18 protein-coding genes are annotated in these 18,884 nt (G+C 65.7%); 9 read left to right on the forward strand and 9 right to left on the reverse strand.

Features of this window, described 5'->3' with window-relative positions; translation table 11 throughout:
• Nucleotides 1-10: 10 nt before the first annotated feature.
• From EXR94_00880 to EXR94_00905, 6 genes are all read right to left on the reverse strand, one after another.
• Nucleotides 11-313, reverse strand: coding sequence for an FtsX-like permease family protein (locus tag EXR94_00880; GenBank protein MSR01282.1), 303 nt, complete (start codon nt 311-313; stop codon nt 11-13).
• Nucleotides 314-317: 4 nt separating this feature from the next.
• Nucleotides 318-761, reverse strand: a complete 444-nt coding sequence (locus EXR94_00885; protein MSR01283.1) for a hypothetical protein — start codon at nt 759-761, stop codon at nt 318-320.
• An 86-nt stretch (nt 762-847) separates the two neighbouring features.
• The gene (locus EXR94_00890; protein MSR01284.1) at nt 848-1,924 is read right to left on the reverse strand and encodes a hypothetical protein; all 1,077 of its coding nucleotides are present in this window, start codon (nt 1,922-1,924) and stop codon (nt 848-850) included.
• On the reverse strand, nt 1,921-2,946 hold the full coding sequence (gene add, locus EXR94_00895) for an adenosine deaminase (GenBank protein ID MSR01285.1): 1,026 nt from the start codon (nt 2,944-2,946) through the stop codon (nt 1,921-1,923). Before add ends, EXR94_00890 begins: the two co-directional genes overlap by 4 nt.
• A complete protein-coding gene (locus EXR94_00900) occupies nt 2,933-3,172 on the reverse strand; it encodes a hypothetical protein (GenBank protein MSR01286.1) in 240 nt (79 codons plus the stop codon). The genes add and EXR94_00900 overlap by 14 nt, the downstream gene beginning before the upstream one ends.
• Nucleotides 3,169-4,668: a hypothetical protein gene (locus EXR94_00905; protein MSR01287.1), complete on the reverse strand. Its 1,500-nt coding sequence runs from the start codon at nt 4,666-4,668 to the stop codon at nt 3,169-3,171. The genes EXR94_00900 and EXR94_00905 overlap by 4 nt, the downstream gene beginning before the upstream one ends.
• An 83-nt stretch (nt 4,669-4,751) precedes the next feature.
• On the opposite strand from EXR94_00905, the gene EXR94_00910 reads away from it, so the two are divergent.
• Genes EXR94_00910 through EXR94_00920 form a run of 3 tightly spaced genes read left to right on the forward strand, consistent with a single transcriptional unit; the run spans nt 4,752 to nt 7,527 of the window.
• Nucleotides 4,752-5,105 (forward strand): ArsR family transcriptional regulator, encoded by a 354-nt coding sequence (locus tag EXR94_00910; protein ID MSR01288.1) that lies wholly within the window; start codon nt 4,752-4,754, stop codon nt 5,103-5,105.
• Between the two features lie 8 nt (nt 5,106-5,113).
• A complete protein-coding gene (locus EXR94_00915) occupies nt 5,114-5,821 on the forward strand; it encodes a response regulator (protein MSR01289.1) in 708 nt (235 codons plus the stop codon).
• The gene (locus tag EXR94_00920; GenBank protein ID MSR01290.1) at nt 5,818-7,527 is read left to right on the forward strand and encodes a HAMP domain-containing histidine kinase; all 1,710 of its coding nucleotides are present in this window, start codon (nt 5,818-5,820) and stop codon (nt 7,525-7,527) included. Before EXR94_00915 ends, EXR94_00920 begins: the two co-directional genes overlap by 4 nt.
• On the opposite strand, the gene EXR94_00925 is transcribed toward EXR94_00920, so the two are convergent.
• Nucleotides 7,514-8,620 carry an NAD(P)-dependent alcohol dehydrogenase gene (locus EXR94_00925; GenBank protein ID MSR01291.1) on the reverse strand — a complete coding sequence of 369 codons (1,107 nt, stop codon included), beginning with the start codon at nt 8,618-8,620 and terminating at the stop codon, nt 7,514-7,516. The genes EXR94_00920 and EXR94_00925 overlap by 14 nt on opposite strands.
• Nucleotides 8,621-8,789: 169 nt before the next feature.
• Here EXR94_00925 and EXR94_00930 point away from each other — a divergent pair, with 169 nt between their 5' ends.
• A complete protein-coding gene (locus EXR94_00930; protein ID MSR01292.1) occupies nt 8,790-10,592 on the forward strand; it encodes a CocE/NonD family hydrolase in 1,803 nt (600 codons plus the stop codon).
• Nucleotides 10,593-10,611: 19 nt separating this feature from the next.
• Here EXR94_00930 and EXR94_00935 read toward each other — a convergent pair whose 3' ends face one another.
• Nucleotides 10,612-12,021, reverse strand: coding sequence for an amidohydrolase (locus EXR94_00935; GenBank protein ID MSR01293.1), 1,410 nt, complete (start codon nt 12,019-12,021; stop codon nt 10,612-10,614).
• Between the two features lie 5 nt (nt 12,022-12,026).
• Nucleotides 12,027-13,739, reverse strand: coding sequence for a D-aminoacylase (locus EXR94_00940; GenBank protein MSR01294.1), 1,713 nt, complete (start codon nt 13,737-13,739; stop codon nt 12,027-12,029).
• Nucleotides 13,740-13,825: 86 nt separating this feature from the next.
• Between EXR94_00940 and EXR94_00945 the strand changes: the two genes are divergently transcribed.
• From EXR94_00945 to pstC, 5 genes are all read left to right on the forward strand, one after another.
• Nucleotides 13,826-14,095 carry a DUF2277 domain-containing protein gene (locus EXR94_00945; protein MSR01295.1) on the forward strand — a complete coding sequence of 90 codons (270 nt, stop codon included), beginning with the start codon at nt 13,826-13,828 and terminating at the stop codon, nt 14,093-14,095.
• Between the two features lie 42 nt (nt 14,096-14,137).
• Complete coding sequence (locus EXR94_00950) at nt 14,138-15,544, forward strand: DEAD/DEAH box helicase (protein MSR01296.1); 1,407 nt, start codon at nt 14,138-14,140, stop codon at nt 15,542-15,544.
• Nucleotides 15,545-15,721: 177 nt separating this feature from the next.
• Nucleotides 15,722-16,801, forward strand: a complete 1,080-nt coding sequence (locus tag EXR94_00955) for a hypothetical protein (GenBank protein MSR01297.1) — start codon at nt 15,722-15,724, stop codon at nt 16,799-16,801.
• A 68-nt stretch (nt 16,802-16,869) separates the two neighbouring features.
• Nucleotides 16,870-17,901: a phosphate ABC transporter substrate-binding protein PstS gene (pstS, locus tag EXR94_00960; GenBank protein MSR01298.1), complete on the forward strand. Its 1,032-nt coding sequence runs from the start codon at nt 16,870-16,872 to the stop codon at nt 17,899-17,901.
• On the forward strand, nt 17,901-18,854 hold the full coding sequence (gene pstC / locus EXR94_00965; GenBank protein MSR01299.1) for a phosphate ABC transporter permease subunit PstC: 954 nt from the start codon (nt 17,901-17,903) through the stop codon (nt 18,852-18,854). The genes pstS and pstC overlap by 1 nt, the downstream gene beginning before the upstream one ends.
• Nucleotides 18,855-18,884 lie beyond the last annotated feature (30 nt).

An 18,884-nucleotide genomic window follows, 5' to 3' on the forward strand; every position in this document is an offset into this window, starting at 1 on the left:
TAGCCCCCGACTATTCCCGCCGGAGCGCGGCGACCGAGTCCACCCGGGTGGCCCGATGGGCCGGGCCAAGCGCCGAGCCGAGCGCAACGCCGGTCAGGAGGAGCGGGACGACGAGGAACGTGAGCGGATCGAGCGGCCCGACCCCGTAGAGGATTTCACCGAGAAACCGGCTCAAGCCCATCGCCGCCGCGAGTCCGGCTCCGATTCCGATCACAGCCGGAACCATCCCCTCGACGATCACCAGGCGGCGGACCCGGCCCGGCTTCGCACCCAGGGCCAGGCGGACCCCGATCTCCTGGTTCCGCCTCGTCACTGAGTTAGGACATCACCCCGTAGATCCCGATCGCGGCCAGCACCAGCGTCACCAGCGCGAGACCGGCCATCAGCGTGTCCGTGAAGCGCTGCTCGCGGACCGCGCCGCCCATGACATCGCCGAGGGTCACCACCTCGGTGATCGGGAGGTTCGGGTCCCGCGTGACGATGAGCGCCTCGATCGGCTTCCAGATGCTCCGGGGATCACCGGCGGTTCGGACGACCAGCGTCATCGCCGAGCGAGTGATCCCCCACGGCTTGTCGAACTGGTTGTGCGGTACGAACCAGGCGCGTTTGGCCGGATTGGTCAGGCCGTTGTGGTGGACGTCGCCCACGCTGAAGATGGCCGTATTGGCGCCAATCCCCAGGGCCAGCGTGAGGATGACCAACCTGGAAAAGAGAGGGCGGTTTCGGAGCATCCGAACCGCCAACCGGAGATCAGCGCGCACGGGTGGCCTCCTGAGGCAGGACTGTGGGGACGGGCGCCTAGGTGTCGGGCGAGGTTTCGATACCCGCCGGGCGGCCGGCGTTGGAGCTAGCCGAGCACCTCGCGATAGAGCCGAAGGAGATTGCCGCCCATGACCTGCTCGACCTCCCGAGGCTTGAGTCCCCGTTTCACCAGCCCGTCCCACACCACCTCCATTCGCCGGGGCCCGTTCAGTTCGGCGATGAAGTAGGGCAACTCGTTGTCCTGCACTTGGGCCCCCTCCTCGCGCTTGAGCTCGGCGAGGTACTCCGGGGTGAGTTCGACCACTCGATGATCGCGGTCGCTCCCGATGGCGACGTGCTCGACCCCCGCAACCCTGATCGCGTGCACCAGATGGTCGAAGTAGGCCGCGAGGTTGTCGGTCTTTTTCGGGGTGAGAAAGGGGCGCATTTGACAGATCCCGACGACACCGCCCCGACCCGCGAGGAGCCGGAGGTTGTCGTCGGTCGTGTTGCGGCGGTTTTGATGGACCGCCATGCAGGCCGTGTGGGAGACGATGACCGGCGCCCGGGACGCCGTGATCGCCTCCGCCATCGTGGTCATGTTGGCGTGGGAGAGATCGATCAGCATCCCTCGGGCGTTCATCCGCTCGATCACCTGCCGGCCGAAGGGCGTCAGACCCCCGGACTCCCAGCATCCAACGCCGACCTCGTTGCGGGTGTTGTAGGTGAGTTGGCAACTCCGGAGTCCCATTCGGTGGAACAGGTCGATCCGGTCGAGTGCCCCGCCGAACTGGACCGTATTTTGATAGAGATAAAAGACCGCCAAGCGTCCGGTGCGGCGCGCCCGGTCGAGATCCGCGGCCCGGGTTGCCTTCAGGAAGAACTCCGGATGAGCCGTGAGGTAGGCGTCATGCTCGAGGAGCGAATCCACGGCGAGCGCCAAGGCCTCCGGCCCTTCGGGCTTGGGATCGCAGAGGGTGACCGTGATCGCGTCCATCCCGCTGGCCAGCAAGTCGCGAATCAAGGAGGCCGGATATTCGGGACGAAGCTCCCCCATGGCGTCAATGATGAGTCGGTCGCGCGGCTGGGCCCGAGCCGAGGCCAGCGGAACCGCCGCCACGGCCGCGATGAATGCGGCCCGGCTCAGGCCTGGCCGAGCTTCGTGGCGCCGAAGCATGGTCATCGGATGCCTTCCAACTCGTCGCGAATGCGGGAAACCAGGGCTCGCCGTTCGAGCCACGGGAGGAATGCGGCCTCGAACCCTGCCACGATCATCCGGTCGATCTCAGCGCGGGTAAAGCCCAGGGCATCATGGGCCAGCCAGTATTCGTCCGACAGGGTGGCGCCGGTCATCAGCCAGCCGTCGGTGCAGAGGGTTACCAGGATGCCGGCCGCGAAATAGGCCTTGGCCGGGTGCTCGCGGAGCGAACGCACGGCTCCGGTCTTGACGTTGCTGGTCAGGTTGATCTCGATCGGGACCTGGCGATCGCGAACGTAGGCCATCAGGGCCGGATCCTCGAAGAGCCGGGTTCCGTGGCCGATCCGGTTGGCGTGGCAGCGGAGCAAGGCCTCCCGAATCGACTCCGGCCCGGCCGCCTCGCCGGCGTGTACCGTGATGCCGATCAGGCCGTCCTGGGCGATGTCGAAGGCAGCCCGGTGAACGGCGGGGGGGCGACCGGCCTCGCCGCCGGCCAGATCGAAGGCGACCACACCCTGATGGCGGTTGGCCACGGAACATTCGGCGAGCTCGATCGACACGCCGGGGTCGTAGTGGCGGAGGGAGCAGTTGATGATCCGGCTCACGACGCCGAAATCCTGTTCGCCGCGGCTCAAGCCCCGCCATTCGGCGTCGAGGACGTCCTGGAGCGGCATCCCGCGTTTCGTCGAAAGCATCGGGCAGTAGCGCATCTCGAGGTACCGGATGTTGTCCCGCGCGGCGTCCTCGACCGCTTCGTAGGCCACCCGTTCGATCGATTCCGGGGTCTGCAGCAGCGGGATGGTCTGGTCGAATCGTTTGAGGTACTCATCGAGCGACGTGCCATCACCCACCAGCATGAAGCGGCGAAGGGCGTCGGGGTCGGTGGTCGGCAGGGAAAACTTGGCGGCCTTCGCGAGAGCCACCATCGTGGTGGGCCGGATGACGGCATCGAGGTGAACGTGGAGCTCGGCCTTGGGCAGGCGCTGGATGACATCACGCGTGGTCATCGGGCGGCTCCTCGACCCGGCGGGCCGACGTGACGACCCGAATGATGGCGCCGGGCCCGACGAGGGCGCTCGGGTCCATGCGGATGCCCCGGCCGTCGGTGAGATAGGCCCGCCCGTCGCCTAACGTTTCCGCATGACTGGCGTCGGCGGATATCGCAGCACCCGCCGCCGTGGTACCGGGGGCCACCGCCACGCGCCGGTCATTGACGAACACCGGGATCATCATTTGGTCACCGCCTGCCATCGTTTCCCTGCCGGTGCCCGAATGGGCTGTGGCAGCCGCTTGGCCCAGGCGATTATCGCCTCGAGATCGGTTTTGCCGGTCCGGACCTGCCGGTACTGTCGGAGCATCGCATACCCGCCACCTCCGCCCGCCAAAAAATCGGCCACCGCCAAGACGTAGAGCCGCCGAGGATCGATCCGAGTGCCATCGAGCTTCCGGATCTCGACGACTTGGTCGCCGGGGGGCCGGGAGGGATCATACCGCACCTTGAGGCCCGAGATGTGGGCATTGGGCGCCCCATCCCGAAGAGAGTGCTCGAGGACCCGCTTCAGCTCGCGACCCGGCATCGAAAGCCGGACGACGTTGTTGCCGAATGGCTGCAGCTCAAAGAGGTCGGCGTAGGTTACCGGACCCGGCAGCAGCGCCCGCCGGATGCCGCCGTTGTTCATCAGTCCAAAGTCGGCCGGGGCGGCCGCTCGTTGGGCATCGGCAATCAGGTTCCCGATGGGATACTCGCCCCGTTCAACCAACAGCGTGTCCCGGAGCCGGGCCACGACTTGGTTGGCGAGCCGGCCGATCAGCGGCCGGTACCGGTCGACCAATGCCACCGCCGCCGAATCGAGACTGACCGCGTCGGCGTAGACCGACTCGACCCGGACCCGCCAGCGCCGGCCCCCGTCCGGCGAGCGAACCAGATCGGCAATCCCGATCGCGGTGCCACTCGACCGGGCCGACACGATCGGGATGCCGTTGACGACGGTGTTGAGCAAGGTATGGGTGTGTCCCGCCACGATCAGATCGAAGACCGTCGAATCAGTTTGCCGGGCCAGGTCGATGATCTCTCCGGTACACGCCAGCGAGTCGCAAAACGCGCCTTCGTGGGCCACCAGCATGGTGAAATCCGGTCGGGCCGCCTTGACCAGAGCCAAGGTCTCGGCCATCGACGCCATCCCCTCGGGAAAGCGAAGGCCCCTCACATGGCGGTCCATCACCATGGTTTTGGTCGCGGGGGCGAGGTACCCGACGACCCCGATCCGATAGGGCCCCGCGGAGACAATGGCATACGGCTTCGACCAAGCGGGCCGTCTGCTCGTGGCCGTATCGATGATATTGACCGCCAACCACGGATACCGGGCTTCGCTGATCCGCGCCATCAGGGTATCCACGCCCCAGTCGAGTTCATGGTTGCCGATGACCGCCGCGGTCAGCCCAAGGAGGTTCATGGCCTCGACCGCGGAACGGCCGGCGACCAGATTCGAGGTCAGGGTGCCCTGGAGCTGGTCCCCAGCGTCGAGCCGGATCGAGGGGCACCGGCACTCGCCCGCCAGACTGTCCATCATCCCCTTGACCGCCGCGATTCCACCGATCGGCCGGCCGTTCGACCAGGCATACCCCTTGGCCTCCAGGGCCCCGTGAAAGTCATTGATCGTGAGCACGCGGAGCAGAATCGAGTCCGCCGGGAGGGCCAGGACCGCGGCCAGGGTCAGGGAGTTCAGCATTAGGGATAAAACTAGGCAGCCGTAACAAACCTGTCACGTCGCTTGCCCAAACTCGGAAGACGGTCATATTCGTTTCGGCGAATATGACTGACCCGTCTCCCTCAGCGTCCCTGCTGGCCACCGTGGCCGAGCCGACCCGGCTCCGGATCCTCAACTGCCTGGCAGCCGCGCCGCTGTTCGTGTCCGACCTGCAGACCGTCCTGGCGCTACCGCAGCCGACGGTGTCGCGCCATTTGACCGTGCTGAAGAAGGCCGAGCTGGTCCGGGATACGTCGGTTGCGCCGTTCGTGCTCTACCGACTGACCCGAGATCCCGGCCCCCAGGGCCGGCTCGTGAAGACCATATTGGACACCCTGAGTACCGAAACCGAATACCGGCGGGAGCGAACCCTGGCCCTCGCCCGGAGCCGAGGGCGGAGCAACGGAGTAACAGAGTGACGGATACAATGACCCATCGGATCTTGGTGGTAGACGACGAACCCGACATCACGGCCCTGGTAGCGTATCACTTAGCCAAGGCCGGCTATCGGGTTTCGACCGCGGCAAACGGCACCGATGCCCTGAAGACAGCCACGGAGCAGCGGCCCGACGTGGTGGTTCTCGACCTGATGTTGCCCGGCCTCTCGGGGCTCGACGTGCTGCAGGCGCTTCGGAAGCAGGAGGACACCCGGGACGTGGGCGTGATCATGTTGACCGCCCGACGCGAGGAGGCCGACCGGATTCGGGGCCTGGCGCTCGGCGCCGACGACTACCTTACCAAGCCGTTTTCCCCGAACGAGTTGACCCTTCGGGTGGCCGCGATCATCCGGCGGCTGGCGGCGCCGTCGACCACGAGCGGCTCTCAATTGGTAGCGGGGTCGATCACGGTCGACCGGTCGGCCCATCGAGTGACGGTCGACGGCCAGGAGTTGCTGCTGACGGCGACCGAGTACAAGCTCTTGTTGACGTTGTTGGAGCGCCGCGGCCGGGTGCAGACCCGCCCGCAGCTTCTCGAAACGGTGTGGGACGCCCAGCCCGACATCCAGACCCGAACGGTGGACATGCACGTGCAACGGCTCCGAACCAAACTCGGCGAAGCCGGTGACCAGATCGAGACCGTCCGAGGGTTCGGCTACCGCTTCAAATCCGCGGAGAAAGCGGCCCGGATCCGGTGACCTATGCCGCCCGATCGATTGCCGGTACCCTACTCGTCCTGGTCGTGACGGTTGGGGTCCTAGTCGTCGGGGTCAAGCGTTCGCTCCGCCACGAACTCGAACAGGAAACCCGGAACTCCCTGACCCGAGAAGCCGAGCTGTTTCGAAGCGGGATGCCGGCTGATTCGGCCGCCTGGCAAGGGGCGGTTGCGGAGGCCGCTCGCGCCACCGGCATCCGAATCACCGTCATCGACCGGACCGGCCGGGTGGTGGCCGAGTCGGGCGTCCGGCCGGAGGATCAAGGCCGGATCGAGAACCACGCCGAGCGCCCGGAAGTCGCGGCCGCCCTCCGGGGCACCCCCGGCTTCGATCAACGCCTCAGCGCCACCACCGGCGAGCGCCTGATCTACGTCGCGGTGCCCGGTGGCCCCGGCGTCGTCAGGATGGCCCTGCCTCTCGACCAAATCGGAATACTCGTGAGCCGGGCCCAACGACCGGTGCTGGTCGTGGCGCTGGTGGCTCTGCTCCTGGGTACCGTGCTTGCTCTGGTGGCGGCCCGGCGGTCCGGCCGGCCGCTCTCGGACATCGCCAAGTCGGCGCAGAGCATTGCACGAGGGGAAACGCCCCGGTTTCCGTTCTCCGGCATTCCAGACGTGGATCAGCTGACCACCAACCTCCGCCAGATGCATGACCAGCTGACCGAGCGGTTTGAGATCCTCCGCCGGAAGCAAGCCGAAACCGCCGCCATCGTCGATTCGATGGTCGAGGGCGTGCTGTCATCGGACGCGAAGGGCCGGATCCTCACGGCGAACCCCGCGGTCCGCCGGCTGCTCGGCTACGGGGAGACCGATCAACTGCCGGAGCTTGCCTTGCTGTTCCGGACCAAAGATGCCCGCGAAGCGCTCGCCACCGTGTTGATCGGCGAGTCGATTGCCGACCGAGAACTCTCGCTGGGCGACCGGACCTATCTGCTGAATGCCAGGCCGCTGCCAACCGGCGGGGCGGTCGTGGTGCTCCACGACCTGACTCGCCTGAAACGGCTCGAGACGGTCCGCCGGGACTTCGTGGCCAATGCCTCCCACGAACTGAAGACCCCGCTCACCGCCATCTCGGGCTACGCGGAAACGTTGTTAGCCGATGAACCGGGGCCGGCCATTACCAAACGGTTTCTGGAGACGATCCTTTCGAACGCCCTGCGGATGCAGCGGCTCGTCGACGACCAGCTGGATCTCTCCCGGATCGAATCGGGTGCCTGGACCCCCCGCTTGGACGATGTGGCCATCGAGCCGGCGGCCCGGGAGGCGTGGGCGTTGGCCACCGCGACCGAACCGGCCGCCCCGAATTTCAGTGTCGAGCTCGCACCTGAGGCAACCTGGATCACCGCCGATGCCGACGGGCTCCGCCAAATCTTCCGGAATCTCTTCGAGAATGCCGTCCGGCATACCGCGCCCAGCGGGCGGGTGACCGTGACGGCAACGTCCGACGACGGTGGGATCCGGCTCAGTGTTACCGACACCGGCGCGGGGATCGGATCGGAGCACCTACCCCGAATCTTCGAACGATTCTACCGAGTGGACCCCAGCCGGTCGCGGGAGCAGGGTGGGACCGGACTCGGCCTCGCCATCGTCAAGCACTTGGTCGAGGGCCATGGCGGACGGGTCTGGGCCGAGAGCACCCTGGGCGCTGGGACCACGATTCAGATCCAGTGGCCCGCTACTCCATCGTGATGACGACCTTGCCGCGGGCCCGCCCTTGCTCCAGATACCCGATCGCGGCTGGAAGCTCCGCCAACGGATAACGCCGATCGATCACTGAGCTGAGCTTGCCGGCCTCCATCAGGTCGCGCAAGACAGTCAGGTCCTTCTGGCTTCGCTGAGCCAGGACCATGACGAATCCCTGACTCACGAACGGTGACAGCACCGCGGCATCCAGAAACCGGCCGAGGGGTCCGATCCACCGGTTCTCGCTCGACCCGCCGACGATCACCACAACACCCTTCGGCGTCAGCACTTTCCGATACTCCGGCAAGGGGTGATTGCCAACGTTGTGGATGATGACGTCGTAACGCTCGGCGCTCTTGGTGAAGTCCTCCCGGGTGTAGTCGATGACGTGATCGGCGCCGAGGGACTTCACCAGGTCGAGGTTTCGGGTGCTGGAGACGCCGGTGACCAGGGCACTAAACAATTTCGCGATCTGAACGGCGAAGGTCCCGACGCCGCCCGAGGCGCCGTTGACGAGAACGCGCTGCCTCGGTTTGACCTGCCCTTTGTCGCGCACCGCCTGGAGCGCCGTGACCGCTGCGACCCCAATCGCGGCCGCCTGCTCGAAGGTCACGCTGTCGGGCTTGGACACGACGGCGCCGTTCTCCCGGATTGTCAGGTATTCCGCGAAGGTCCCGTCCCCGGCGCCGAAGACATGGTCGCCCGGCTTGAACCGGGTCACCACGCTCCCAACGGCTTCCACGGTGCCGGAGAAGTCAACGCCGGCGCGAGGGTCTTTCGGTTTGCCGAGACCGGAGGACAGCCGCATGACGTAGGGCTTGCCCCGCATGAAGTGCCAATCGAGCGGGTTGAGCGAGGCCGCCCGAACTTTGACGAGCAACTCGTTCGAGTCGGGAACCGGCCTCGGGATATCCGCGAGGGTCAGCCCGTCTGGCCCACCGCAGCAGCGATAACGGAAGCCCCGGACCAGGACCGTCCCCTTCGGGGGCGTTGCCGGTGGCTCGCAGGCCGAGTCGTGGCTCACGACGAAAGCGAGCGCGAACCCGGCCGCGGCAAGCACCGCGACGACGATTCCCAGAACCTTAACGCGCCGGCTCATACTTGTCCTTTGGATCAGAAGGCGACGCCGAAGGGGCCGTCGAGGGCGCCCGTACGAGGGGCTCAACCCCAAGGTTTCCGTTCCGGTGAGGCCGCGGGTACTAGCGAAACGGCCGACGACGTCGGATTTTGCTAGGATGTCACTGTCAATCCGATTTGCCGCCCTTGGGTTGGTCCTCGCCATCGCTCCGGCCGACCGCCCAGCCACTGCCCAAGCCCCCGATACCGCGATTGCGCGCCGGTTTGACCGCCGCGAGGAACGGATCGCGATGCGGGATGGGACCCGCCTCTTTACGGTGATCTTGACCCCGAAAGGGCCGAGCGGATCGCTCCCGATCCTGATGTCGCGAACGCCCTACGGCACCGACGGCTGGGGCGGCACGTCCGGCATGGCGACCGGGTTCAAGGAACTGATCGAGGACGGCTACATCTTCGTCTTCCAGGACATCCGGGGTCAGCACCAATCCGAGGGCACCTTCGTCATGACGCAGCCCCCGCGAGATCGCCGGGACCCGAAGAGCCTCGACGAAGCGACCGACACCTGGGACACGATCGACTGGCTCCTGGCCCACCTGCCGAGCACCAACCGCAAAGTCGGGATCCTCGGGATTTCCTATCCCGGATTCCTGGCCAACGCGTCGCTGACCGAACCGCATCCGGCCCTTACCGCCGTCAGTCCTCAGGCCACCATGGGCGACACCTGGATGGGGGATGACTTCTTCCACCAGGGCGCCTTCCGGCAATCGTACGGGATCGAGTGGGTTCACGGGCGGGAAGCGGGTCAGGCGGGGACGGGCCCCCTGCAGATTGGCCGGTGGGACACCTACGACTGGTATCGCTCATTTCCGACCCTCGACTCCCTGGCCCGGGCCGTCGGCGCTAACCGGTGGCCCACTTGGCAGCTGTTTATGGCCCACCCGGAGTACAGCGCCGAGTGGAAGAGCCGCGCCGTCCAGCGCAACGTTCGGCACGCCCCGGTCCCGACGCTTACGGTGGCCGGCTGGTGGGATCAGGAAGACGGCTATGGCCCGCTGGTGACCTATGCGGCCATGGAGCCAACCGACAGCCTCAAGCGGAATCACCTCGTGGTGGGCCCCTGGTTTCACGGCCAGTGGTACGACCAGGCCGCGGCCAATCTCGGCGAGATCAAGTTCGGCCGAAACACGGGCGACGATTTCCGGGCGTTACAGCGGAAGTGGTTCGGCTACTGGCTCAAGGGCCAGGGCGACGGCAGGTTCGCCGAGGCGACGGTGTTCGACGCCGGAGTGAATCAGTGGAAGAGCTTCGACACCTGGCCGCCGCGACTGGCGACGACCAAGCGGCTCTACCTCCATCGGAACGGGCGGGCCAGCTTCCAGCCGCCGACCGAGGCAGCTGGGTTTGACAGCTACGTCTCCGATCCGGCCAATCCGGTGCCCTACCGGCCTCGGCCGATCCCGTCGTACGTGGATTGGGAAACCTGGCTGGTGCGCGATCAACGATTCGTCCACGGCCGGCCCGATGTCTTGAGTTGGGAAACCGAGCCGCTGGCGGAGGATGTGGTGGTCGCCGGCAACGTGGCGGCAAAACTGTTTGCCTCGACCACCGGAAGCGATGCCGACTGGGTCGTGAAGCTGATCGACGTCCGTCCCGACTCGGATCCTGACCTGGCGATGCGTGGCTATCAGTTGATGGTGGCGAGCGACATCATGCGGGGGCGGTACCGGAAGAGCTTCGAGAAGGCCGAGCGGATTCCCAACAACTTGGCGCTGCCCTACACGGTCGACCTCCACCAGCAGTCGTATACCTTCAGGAAGGGGCACCGGATCATGGTTCAGGTCCAGAGCAGTTGGTTCCCGCTCTATGACCGCAACCCCCAAACCTTCGTCCCGAACATCTTCCTGGCCAAGCCAGCCGACTACCGGGCGGCTACCCACCGAATCTTCCGGAGTAGCCGCCTGGCATCCCACGTCACCCTCGACGTCCTGCCCTGAGCCCGGCCGCCCAGTCGGGTCAATAGAGCCCGACGTTTCCTTTGACCGCGGCGATCAGTTTGGCGGGGTCGTAGCCGACGCCCTGCTTGAAAACGAGCTCAACGTTCCGAATGTCGGCGATGGCTTGAGACGGATTGCCCCCCACCACCACGAGGTCGGCCTGTTTGCCGGGCTCAATGGTGCCGAGCCGGTCGGACAGCCCCAGATACTTGGCGCCATTTTGGGTCGCAATCTGGATCGCTTCGACCGGGGTGAACCCGGCCTCGACCAGGAGCTCGATGGCCCGTTGGTTCGAGTAACCCGGGATCACGCCACCTCCTCCCGTTGGGTCGGTCCCCACGACCAGCAGACCGCCGGCCCTGGCAAAGGCCAACTCCATGGCCATCGCCTTGGGGAACAGGGTCGTGTAGACCGACTGGGGCTGGGCCGAGACTCTGGCGTACTGACGGTCGTAGGCCGCCTTGAGTTCCGGCAGCAACACGTCGGTGCCGGGGGACTTGGGCCGGCCTGGGGTAAAGGTCTCGAACACCGTGAGGGTTGAGGTCACGGCCACTTTCCGCTTCACCAAGTCGGCAACCAGCGACTGAAACGGCGCGCCCGCAAGGTCCAACGCGACGAGGGTGCCCTGCCCCCCGCCCTGGCCCGGGCATTCATCGGGCAACTTGCCGGCCACGAAGTCGGTCGCGGCCAGGAATCCATGCTCGAGGTTGTCGATGCCGAGAGCGGCCGCCTCCCGGTAGGTGACCGAGCAGAGATGGCCGGTGACCTTGAGCTTCCGCCGGTGGACCTGGTCGATGGCCGCGCCTAACACCTCGCGGCTGATCTGCATGTAGGCCTTGAACGAGGTGGCCCCCTGGTCGGCCCAGAAATCGACGAACCGGCGGGCCTCGGCGGCGGTTCCCAACGCCTGCATCTGGGAAAACGGATTCGGGCCGTTGAGGTAGGGTGCAGTGGCGTCGATCCACGGGCCGGGCTTGTCCCCCCGGGCAATGGCCTTGGCGATGTTGAGTTCGGAATAGCCGTTCATGTTGCCGCCGGTCCGCATCGCGGTAACGCCCCCGGCCAAGTAGAGCTTGACGAACGACTCGGTGAAGTTGCCGTAGATCCCGGGGCCGACCGGGTAGTACAGATGCTCGTGGACCATCACCAGACCAGGCAGGACCGTCTTGCCGGCGAGATCGACGATTGCAGTTCCAGCCGGGTAGAGCACGCTCCCCGACGGGCCGACCGCCGCGATCACGCCGTCCCGAATGAATACGGTCTGGTTGTCCTGCGCCGGCGTCCCCCGCCCATCGATGACGCGGGCATTGATCAACGCCACCATCGCGGTGTCGATCTTGGCGTAGGCCCGGGTGGCCCCGGACAGCTTGGGCCGCTGCGCGCCGGCCGGCGCGGCCAGAACCAGGGCCAGCGCCAGCGCCCGCTTCACAGCGTTCACTTGGTCACCTCATACCCCGGCCCGCGAAGCGCCCGACCGGGCTTGGCGCCGGTGTGCTTGCCGTTCCGCCAGACCGCGACCCCGTTCACGAACACATCCCGGACCCCGACCGATAGCTGGTGGGGCTTCTCGAAGGTCGCCTTGTCGAGGACCGTGGCGGGGTCGAAGATGACGAGGTCGGCCATCATCCCTTCCTTCACCAGGCCGCGATCGCGAAGCCCGAGAATTTGGGCGGTTGACCACGTCATCTTGCGGACGGCCTCTTCGAGCGGAAAGAGCCGTTCGTCCCGGGCGTACTTGCCCAGGACCCGGGGAAACGTCCCGTACGACCTGGGATGGACCAGGGCCGACGCGGAGTCGGGATCGTAGCCGCCGGCGTCACTCCCGATCACCACCCACGGCCGGGCCAGCATCTTGGCCACGTTTTGGTCCGACATCCCGAAGGTGATCTTGCCAAGCCGGTTGTCTTCGCCAATCGTCAGCTCGATCACCGCATCGATCCAGTCCTTCCCGAGGGCCTTGGCGATCACATCGAGCCGGAGCCCCTGGAAGTTCTGCCACTCGGCCTTGGTGAACCCGGCAATTTGGTAGGCGTTCGGCGCGTTGTGCTGGCAGTAGACCGCGGCATCCGGCCCCCGGTCGGCCATCTCGCGGCGGATCCGATCGCGAAGCGCCGGGTTCTTGAGGTTCTCGATCAGTTTGCCGTCCGCATGGGCCCAGCCCGGGAGACACGACGAGAGGTTATTGCCCGAAGCGGGGTACGGGTACATCGTGGCCTTGACGTCCTGCCCCGCGGCCCGCGCCGAGTCGACCTTGGCGATGGCCGGATCGGCCAAGTGCCAATTGACCGAGCCCGACGCCTTGAAGTGATAGATCACGACCGGCACGCCGCCATCCTGCCCGATCAGCAGCGCCTCATCCATGGCGGCGAGGAGCTTGCTCTCCTCCGAGCGCATGTGGGTGATGTAGGTGCCGTGCAGCGGCGCCATAGCCTTGGCCATCTCGATCAACTCGGCGGTGCCGGCGTAACTCCCGGGCGGGTAGATCAGGGCGCTCGAGATTCCGAAGGCGCCATCCTTCATGGCGTTGGCCACGACGAGACGCATGGTATCGAGTTGAGCCGGACTCGGCTGACCTTCGCTTCGGCCCATGGCATACGCCCGCACGGTCGTTGAGCCGAGATAGCTCCCCACGTTGGCCGAGACGCCGTGCTTCTCGATCGCGTCGAGCCAGGCCCCGAAGCCGCGGGGGCCGTGGAAGCCCTTGACCAGTCCGAGGGTCGCGATGTCATCGGGGTCGGACCCGGTAAAGAGCGAGTCGATGTTGTCGTTGGCGGGGCCGGGAGTCGTGGATTCGCCGAGGATCTCAGAGGTCACCCCCTGGGCGATCTTCCCAACCAATCGTCCGTCGCCCACCAGCGCCGCGGTCCAAGAGTGGCTCTGGATATCGATGAACCCGGGCGAAACCACCAGACCACCGGCATCAACCCGGTCTTTGCTTCCAGCCGACGCCAAGGCGCCCCGGGGGGCGACGGCCGCGATTCGGTTTCCCCGAACCCCGACATCGCCGAAGTACCAAGGGTTGCCGGTGCCATCGACGATCTTGGCGTTGGTAATGACGAGGTCATAGTCGCCGGGAGCGGCGGGAGTGCCGGGAGCCTGGCAGGCTCCGAGCAGGAGCGTCAGGGCGGTCAAGCGGAATGCGGCCATGGCAGAACTCGAGGAGATGGGTAATTTCCGTTTCGCGAAGGATCGGGACGAAAGGGGTCGCCGTCAAGCGCCGCCAGGAGGAACCGATGTGCCGGAACATTCGCCCGCTCTATCATTTCGACCCGCCGGTGAGCGACGCCGAGATCCAGGCGGCCTCGCTCCAATTCGTCCGCAAGGTCAGCGGGTTTGCCAAGCCATCCGCCGCCAATGCGGCCGCCTTCGATCAAGCGGTCCTGGAGGTGACCGGGGTGGTTCGCCACCTGAGGGGTTCGCTGGTGACATCCGCGCCGCCCAAGAACCGGGAGGCCGAGATAGCCAAAGCTCGTGCCAGAAACGCGAAACGGTTCGGACCCTGACTATCTTGGGGTAGTTCGTTTCCCACTACCCAAGGGTATTCCGTGCCGTTCAATTCACTCGAGCTCCATCCGAGCCTGCTCAGAGGCTTGAAGGAACTCGGCTTCGCTCGTCCGACTCCCATTCAGCTCGATTCCATTCCCCCCGCCCTGGCGGGCCGGGACGTGCTGGCCTGCGCCATGACGGGCAGCGGGAAGACCGCCGCCTTTCTGCTCCCGATCCTCCACCGTTTGATCGACAAGCCCCGCGGCACGACCCGAGCTCTCGTCATCACGCCGACCCGGGAACTGGCCGCCCAGATTCTCGAGCACCTGAACGACTTGGCCGTCCACACCCCGATTACCGGCGCTTCGGTCTTCGGCGGCGTCGGCATGAACCCGCAGGAGCATGCCTTCCGAACCGGGGCGGATGTCATCATCGCGACGCCGGGCCGGCTCCTCGATCACTTCCGGTTCCCCTATGCCAAGCTCGCCGGTCTCGAGCACCTCGTTCTCGACGAAGCCGACCGGATGCTCGACATGGGCTTCCTGCCAGAGATCAAGAAGATTCTCCGCCACATTCCGCCCCGGCACCAGACCCTGTTCTTTAGCGCCACCATGCCGCCGCCGATTGCCGCGCTGACCCGGGAGCTCTTAAAAGATCCTGTCAGCATCAACATTCAGCGCCAAGCGGCCCCGGCGGTCGGGATTACCCAAGCCGTCTACCCGGTCCGGCAGGATCTCAAGTCGGCGCTGTTGCTCACCATGCTCGAGCGGGGCGCCACGGCCGAAGCCCTGGTGTTTACCCGGACCAAGCACCGGGCCGACCGGCTGATGAAGTTCCTGGTCAAGGGCGGGATCAACGCCGAACGGATTCATGGCAACCGGTCGCAGCCGCAGCGGACCGAAGCGCTCGCAGGATTCAAGAGCGGGAAGTACCGGGTCCTGGTGGCCACCGACATCGCGGCCCGCGGCATCGACGTGACCGAGTTGGGGCACGTGATCAATTTCGATGTGCCGATGGTGCCGGAGGACTACATCCATCGGGTCGGCCGGACCGCGAGGGCCGAGGCCACCGGCGATGCCTTCACGTTCGTGGCGCCGGAAGAAGAGGGCGATCTCAAGAGCATCGAGCGGGCAATCGGGAAGCGGTTGCCGCGGGTCACCGTGCCGGACTTCGACTACTCGGCCAAGGCCACGCCCCAGCTGGAAATCCCCCTGGCCGAACGGATCGCCGCCATCCGGGCCCGGAAGGCGGAGGACCGGGCCCGAGCCAAAGCCAACGAGGCTCGGCGGGCCGCAGCTAAAGCAGGTCCCCGGCATCCGTCCGGACCGGGCCGCGCCCACCGGCGCCCCGACCAGGGCGACGGCCAGCCCCGGTCGCAACGGAGCAGCTCCGAGAGTGGACCCGGTGGTCGCGATGCCCGCCGCGGTCCTGGCCCCCGACGACCCGGACGGACCCCACCTCCCTGATCGCCGAGCACTCCCCGGGTCGTTCTCATTCGCGAATGACTCCGGGGAACCGGCGTTACTGATTCGTTACACAAAATTGACATTACGATGGCCGAGGCCGGCGAGTGTTACGCCCGTGTTATGGGCTCCTGACATAACGGCCTCGTTCATAACGGATCATTCTACCCGGGAGACTTGATGAAATTGGCCCTTGGAGCCGCATTGGCGGTATTGCTTTCGACCCCTGCCGCGGCACAGGAACCGACCTATCCCCAGATCGTGGTCGGCGGGCGTTTACAGACTCAGTTCTACACCTTCGACAACGACAACCAGGCCAAAAGCGGGTCCAGCAGCAACTTCTTCATCCGGCGGGCCCGGATCCAGATCAACGCCAAGCTCCGCGAGAACGTGAGCTTAGTCATCCAGCCATCGTTTGAAGGCGGGCGGGCCACCGGGGTTCGGCTTCGGGACGCCTATATCGATGTCCGGTTGACACCGGCGAGTTCCCGCACCGCGTTCACCATCCGGACTGGGGCCGAAAAGAAACCCTTCGGGCGCTACGAACTCCTCTCGTCCAACAACCTCCCGACCCTCGAGCGGAATGCCGGCCGGGGCCTCCTTCCGGTGGCATCCAACAACCTCTTCGAAACCGCGGGTTACATCGCGACCGACTTGGGGGCGTCCCTCATCCTGGCCCACAAGCTGGCCGAGGGGCGCCACCTGACTGTGCAGGTGGGAGGCTATAACGGCCAGGGCGAGAGCATCAACGACGTCAATGGATCGAAGTCTCTCGGGGTCCAGGCCTTGGCGGATGTCACGAAGAAGCTGATGCTCGGGGTGGCGTTCTTTTCCCATGACGGAATCGTGGCCCTGACGCCAACGGTGTCCGATAGCTCGTTCCGAAACCAGGCCATCGGACTGGAAGCCCAGTGGGGCAAGCCGGGCGACAAAGGCCTGTTCGTGGTGGCCGACTACATGGCCGGCGAAGACTTTACCAAAGACCTCCATTCAATGAAGGGCGTTTCCGTGGTGGCCGCATACCACGCCCGAACCGCGGCGGCCAAGAAGATCTTTGCCGTCGAGCCGGTGGTACGGTTTGACTGGGCCGACCCGGACGGTGGGGTAGCGGCCAATGCGTCGACCCTAGTTTCAGCGGGGGTCAACCTGTATCTGACTGCCAAGGCCCAACTCCGGTTCATGTTCGAGACCCAGAACCCCCAGGCGGCGGCGGGCAAGACGATTTCAGGGCTCCGCACGGCGATGACGATGACTTTTTGACCGATCCGTGATCGGTTCGTTAAAGACATCATGTTGGTTACTGCACCCTTTGGCTAACGGAACTAGCAATGAAGACACTCGGTATGGTCGTGATCGCGGTGGCGGTGGCGGGTCCGCTGGCGGCCCAGGCCAATCTCAATGGAGCCGGCGCGACGTTTCCGAACCCGATCTATACGAAATGGTTCGACGCCTACGCCAAGAAGACCGGCATCAAGATCAACTATCAGTCGATCGGTTCGGGCGGCGGGATTCGTCAATTCACTCAAGGGACGGTCGACTTCGGCGCCTCCGACAGCCCAATGACCGACGAGCAAATCGCCTCGGTCAAGGGCAATGCGGCGCACATCCCGACCGTACTGGGCGCCGTAGTGCTGACCTACAACCTCCCGGCGGTCGGAGCCACGAAGCTCAAGCTCGACGCCCCAACGATTGCCGACATTTTCCTTGGGAAGATCACCAAGTGGAATGACCCCCGGATCGCGGCCCTCAATCCCGGCGCGAAGCTCCCGGCGACCGACTTGTTGGTGGTCCACCGGTCCGACGGGTCGGGTACCACGTTCGTGTTCGTGGACTATCTCTCGAAGGTCTGGCCCGAATGGCGCACTAAGGTGGGCGCGGCCAACGCGGTGAATTGGCCCACCGGTTTGGGCGGCAAGGGCAACGAGGGCGTGACCCAGCAGGTCAAGCAACTCGAAGGCACCATCGGCTACGTCGAGCTGGTGTATGCCTTGGCCAACAAGCTTCAGTATGCGTCGGTGAAGAACCAAGCCGGCAAGATGGTCGACCCGACGCTCGAGACCGTCACCGCCGCGGCGGCCAGCGCCAAGCTCCCGAAGACCACGGATTTTCGGGTCTCGATCACCGACGCACCGGGCGACAAAGCGTATCCGATTGCGTCCTTCACCTGGCTCCTGGTCCAAGCCGACAACGCCGACGCCGTCAAGGGCAAGCAAATTCGGGACTTCCTCAACTGGATGGTCTCCGGCGACGCTCAGAAGATGGCAACCGACTTGGGATATGCCCCGCTGCCCGGGGATGTCGCCGGGCTGGTCGAGGCACGGGTCAAGACCCTGATGGCGACGGGTAAGGCCATTTCCTGATGAAGGGGCCAGGGTCGGTCCTCGAAGGCCGGAACGTCGGCGACGCCGTATTTCGAGGCGTCCTGACCACCGCCGCTCTGGCGGTGCCGGCTCTCTTGGCCTTCCTGGTGTACGAACTGTGGGTGGGGTCCCGCCTCGCCATCGACCGGTATGGTCTTGGATTCGTCACCGGGTCGACGTGGGACCCGGTGACGGAGGAGTTCGGGGCGCTGCCGTTGATCTTCGGGACCGTCCTGTCAGCCGGCATCGCCCTGCTAATCGCCGTACCGCTTTCGTTAGGCGTGGCGATCTACCTGACCGAATTCGCGCCGAAATGGCTCCGGCAGCCGGTGGCGTTTCTCATTGAACTCCTGGCCGCCATTCCGAGCGTCGTGTACGGCCTGTGGGGAATTTTTGTCCTGATCCCGGTGCTCAAGTCCACCGTGTTTCCGTTTCTCCGCGACACCTTGGGTTTCTTGCCCTTCTTTCAGGGCCCGATTTACGGCAACTCGATGCTGGCCGCGGGGATCATCCTGGCCATCATGGTGATGCCGTACATCATGTCGGTGTCCCGGGAAGTCCTCAACGCGGTGCCCGCGAGCCAACGAGAGGCGGCCCTGGGACTCGGGGCCACCCGGTGGGAAGCGGCGTGGACCGTCGTCGTCCCGTACGCCCGCTCGGGCATCCTTGGCGCCATCATCCTTGGACTGGGCCGCGCCCTGGGCGAGACGATGGCGGTGACGATGCTGATCGGCAATCGCAACGAAATCGCCGCCTCGCTCTTTGCACCTGGGTACACCATGGCGGCGGTCATCGCGAATGAATTCAGCGAAGCCACCAGCGACATTCACTTCGCGGCCCTGACCTACGTGGCGCTGGTGTTGTTCGTCGTCACAGTGCTGATCAATGCCCTGGCCCGACTTCTGATCTGGCGGGTCTCGAAGGGCCAGCCTGGCGGGGGGCACGGGCTTTGAACCGGCTGGCTTGGCGGCGGTGGAAGAGCC

The organism is Gemmatimonadota bacterium, assembly GCA_009692115.1.
Classification (GTDB): domain Bacteria; phylum Gemmatimonadota; class Gemmatimonadetes; order Gemmatimonadales; family GWC2-71-9; genus SHZU01.